We start from the raw sequence: 3701 nt of genomic DNA on the forward strand, positions 1-3701 counted from the left end.
ACGCGTCCCCGAGACCGAACACTTTCGCAATATGGATCGGCACAAGGTCTTCACGGTTCCGCACGTGCTGTCGATCCGGATCGACGAGAGCCTGACCTATCTCAACGCGCGCTGGCTGGAGGAATACGTGCTGGAGGAGATCGCCGACCGGCCCGACGTGCGGCACCTGATCCTGATGTGCAGCGCGGTCAATGAAATCGATGCCTCCGGTCTCGAAAGCCTCGAAGCGATCAACCATCGCATGATCGACGCTGGGATCGGCCTCCACCTTTCCGAAGTGAAGGGTCCGGTGATGGACCGGCTGAAGCGGACCCATTTTATCGACGATCTCAACGGGCAGGTGTTTCTGTCGCAGAACCGTGCTTTCAGAGAACTCTCCGCCAATGGCGGGCCACCTGCCGAACCAATCGGGGATGCCGCACGAGGGATGATTTGATGCCTGTCATTACTGACAAGGATGCGCGTCGCCGCGAGATTGAAGCTGTGATCGCACAAGGATGCGGTCATTCCTCCTTGGGTTTCCGACGAGGATGCGAAAGCTTCCTTCCTAGAGGGCTTGACCGCACTTCGCTCTTACTTGCGCCCGGTGAAAAAGGATTGAGCGTGACGCGTCATCGGATCTTTTGAAAGCAGGATCGGTTCACGCCGGTCCAGCTTTTTATCGTCAAAGGAGGCATCATGCTGCTCGAGAAAATCAAGACACCCGGCCTGTCCCACCTGTCCTACCTGATTGGTTCGGGCGGCAAGGCAGCCGTCATCGATCCGCGCCGCGACTGCGAATGCTATGTGGAAATGGCACGCGCCGAGGGGCTGGAGATTTGCCATATCTTCGAAACACATCGCAACGAGGATCTGGTGTCCGGGGCGCCCATCCTGAAAGAACTAACCGGCGCGCGTGTCCTGCACGGTCCCAATCCTGCGGAAACGGTCGAATATGCCGACACGGCGCACGAGGGTGATGAGTTTGAAATCGGCCAGCTCAAAATTCGAGTGCTGGAAACGCCCGGACATACGGACGATCATCTTGCTTTTGTGCTCCACGACACTGCCTATCCCGATGGGCCAGTCGGCGTGTTCACTGGAGACGCGCTGTTCGTCGGCGACGTCGGTCGCACCGATTTCTATCCCGATCGCAAGCGCGAGGTCGCTGGCCTCCTTTACGACTCGCTGCAGAAGATTATGGCGCTTGGGGACCAAGTCATTCTCTACCCGGCACATGGAGCGGGATCTGTCTGCGGATCGGGAATGGCCGAACGCGAGTTCTCGACCCTCGGCCACGAGCGCGCGAACAATCCGCGCCTGCAGTTCGAAAGCCGGGATGCCTTCATCGACTTCAAGGTGGAGGAAAACCATTACCAGCCGCCCTATTTCCGGTTGATGGAGCGCCTTAATCTGGAGGGCGGCGATCCTGCGCCTCGCGTGATGCGGCCCAAACGCCTGTCGCTGTCCGAATTGGGCGACATCGACGTCGATCACCGGGTGGATGTGCGCGAACCGCTTGCCTTTGCGTCAGGCCATCTTCCCGGTTCGATGAATCTGCCGGTCGGCATGATCTCGGCATTCGCCGGATGGTTCATCCGCGAAGGCGAGAGTGTCGCTCTCATTGCTTCCGATGAAGACCAGCTCGAAGCTGCCATGACGCATCTCGTGCGGATCGCACTCGACAATATCGAAGGCGGTTATATCGGCGTCGTGCCTGCCGCTGCGCAGGGCAAGGCGATGCGGACTATCCCGATGATCGGAACCGAGGAAATCGAGCGTCGCCTGGAAGGCGGCGAAGATGGGTGGACGTTGCTTGATGTCAGGGATGCGGACGAACGTGCGTCAGATGCGATCGAAGGTTCCGAGCATATTTATGTGGGCGAACTTAACGAGCGCTATCGCAAACTCGATCCGGCGCAGCATTACACGTTGATGTGTGCCAGCGGGATGCGTGCCACGGTTGCTGCCGGGTGGTTAGCGAGCCGCGGCTTCGACAAGCTGGACGTCTATCTCGGCTCCATGGGTGCGTGGAAGGCGGCCAATGGCTGAACCGGACCAGGCGGCCTTCTGGAATGAGGCTACGCACCGGACGATTACCTTTTCGGAACGAGGCCCAACGCGTTTCTCGCCCGAGAAGCCAATCGGCTCGCGCCCGGATCGAAGGTTTTGGCGATCGCCGATGGCGAGGGGCGCAACAGCGTTTTCCTCGCGCAGAACGGACATAGCGTTGTCGCAACCGACATATCGCGAGTAGCAATCGACAAGGCGCGCCGCCTGGCCAAGGAACGCGGCGTCGATGTAGACTTCATACGGGCAGACCTGACCGATTGGGACTGGCCAGAGGAGGGCTTCGATGCGGTAATCGCGATCTTCATCCAGTTTGCCAGACCCCGTTTGCGAAACAGGATGTTCGACGATCTGCGCCGCACCCTCAAACCGGGTGGGATCCTGCTTCTCGAAGGCTATCGTGAGGAACAACTGGGCTATGGCACGGGAGGGCCGCAGACTATCGAGAATCTATATTCCGAACAGCTTCTGGATGCGGCATTCGCCGATTGGCACATCGAAGGTTTGGCCTCCTACGATGCCGAGATGGAAGAGGGCACCGGGAACTCCGGCAAATCGGCACTTATCGATCTCGTTGCACGGAAACCTCTCTGAGCAGGGGGCATTCGGGCCTGTTATTTGGGTTGTTGCAAAGCCGCGACGTCTCGCTCGAAGATCGCTTCGCCGTTCGATAACCGTCCGATCAGGCGCAGCTCACCGAACAGGTCGATGAACCGTCCCGACACCTGGCCGAGCCAGTGCCGCGCCCTCGCCGTTCGTGGGTTGTAGAAGTCGGCCTCCCAGTACCTGGCATCGTCGCGTTCGGCGAGCCAGATCGCGGCAAGGCCGCAATAGGTCGATATGCCGGAATCGGCGAAGGCGTTGCGCAGGAGGATACGATTTTCGCGGCCACGCCATCCTTCGAAGCGCTGAAAGGAAGGAAAGGCTGCCTTTGTGGTTTCGATGATCTCGTCTACGAGGCACTCGTAGGCCCAGTCGGTGGCTTCCTCTTCGCCTTCATCGCGCAGGCGAAAGGCCACCACGGAGCCAGTCGGATAGCTGACGGAACGTCCCATCTCACAGCTCCTCAGGCTGCATCAGCGAGATCGATGTCGGCCTCGCCATCGCTTGATTGGTATCCGCCCAGTCCAAGCAGCAGGCTGGCCGCTTCCTCGGCCTTGGCCGCAGCGGTGAGGATCGCGCGCTCGTCCGATTTGAGGATCTTGAGCCAGGAGGCGATGTAGCTGGCGTGATTGTCGAGGTGGGCGACCGGGAGACCCAGTTCGGCTCCAAGGATGGCCGACGAAAGTTCAGCGATCAGTTCCTCGGCAGCATAGGCATCGCTGCCAAAGCGGTTCTTGAGTTCGCGGTCGAGCCGCGAAGAATGACCCGTCCAGTGCGACAGCTCGTGTGCGAGCGTCGCATAGTAGTGGTCGTAGGCTTCGAAGAGTTCGGCTGGCGGCATGGTAACCCGGTCGCGCAGCGGCTCGTAATAGGCCTGCGCGCCATGGTGGCGAAGGTCTGCGCCAATATGAGCAAAGAAGGCATCGAGCCGGTCTTCGCGTCCTTCGGGCTCAAATGCGGCAACCAGCGGCTTGGGATGGTAAAATGCAGGGAGGCCATCGCACTGGTCAGCGTTGAACACGGCATAGGCCTTGAGCACGCGCCGGTTC

5 protein-coding genes are annotated in these 3701 nt (G+C 59.9%); 3 read left to right on the top strand and 2 right to left on the bottom strand.

Going from position 1 to position 3701, the window contains the following annotated elements:
• From KYK83_RS16910 to KYK83_RS16920, 3 genes are all read left to right on the top strand, one after another.
• Positions 1-436: STAS domain-containing protein (locus KYK83_RS16910; RefSeq protein WP_222829082.1), on the top strand; the 436-nt coding region annotated here is incomplete at its 5' end.
• 242 nt (positions 437-678) lie between these two features.
• On the top strand, positions 679-2031 hold the full coding sequence (locus KYK83_RS16915; protein ID WP_119511781.1) for an MBL fold metallo-hydrolase: 1353 nt from the start codon (positions 679-681) through the stop codon (positions 2029-2031).
• A 117-nt stretch (positions 2032-2148) separates the two neighbouring features.
• Positions 2149-2643: a class I SAM-dependent methyltransferase gene (locus KYK83_RS16920; protein WP_234036480.1), complete on the top strand. Its 495-nt coding sequence runs from the start codon at positions 2149-2151 to the stop codon at positions 2641-2643.
• A gap of 20 nt (positions 2644-2663) precedes the next feature.
• On the opposite strand, the gene KYK83_RS16925 is transcribed toward KYK83_RS16920, so the two are convergent.
• Both KYK83_RS16925 and KYK83_RS16930 read right to left on the bottom strand, forming a co-directional pair.
• Positions 2664-3104 carry a hypothetical protein gene (locus tag KYK83_RS16925; RefSeq protein WP_196847449.1) on the bottom strand — a complete coding sequence of 147 codons (441 nt, stop codon included), beginning with the start codon at positions 3102-3104 and terminating at the stop codon, positions 2664-2666.
• An 11-nt stretch (positions 3105-3115) separates the two neighbouring features.
• The coding region (locus KYK83_RS16930; protein WP_248284544.1) for an ArdC family protein at positions 3116-3701 on the bottom strand (586 nt) is incomplete at its 5' end.

This window comes from Qipengyuania pacifica (genome assembly GCF_019857205.1).
Lineage (GTDB): Bacteria > Pseudomonadota > Alphaproteobacteria > Sphingomonadales > Sphingomonadaceae > Qipengyuania > Qipengyuania pacifica.

What these genes read in the sequence shown, in the direction of transcription:
- KYK83_RS16915 (WP_119511781.1), top strand. Translation starts at nt 679, where the DNA reads ATGCTGCTCGAGAAAATCAAGACACCCGGCCTGTCCCACCTGTCCTAC.
- KYK83_RS16925 (WP_196847449.1), bottom strand. Translation starts at nt 3,104, where the DNA reads ATGGGACGTTCCGTCAGCTATCCGACTGGCTCCGTGGTGGCCTTTCGC.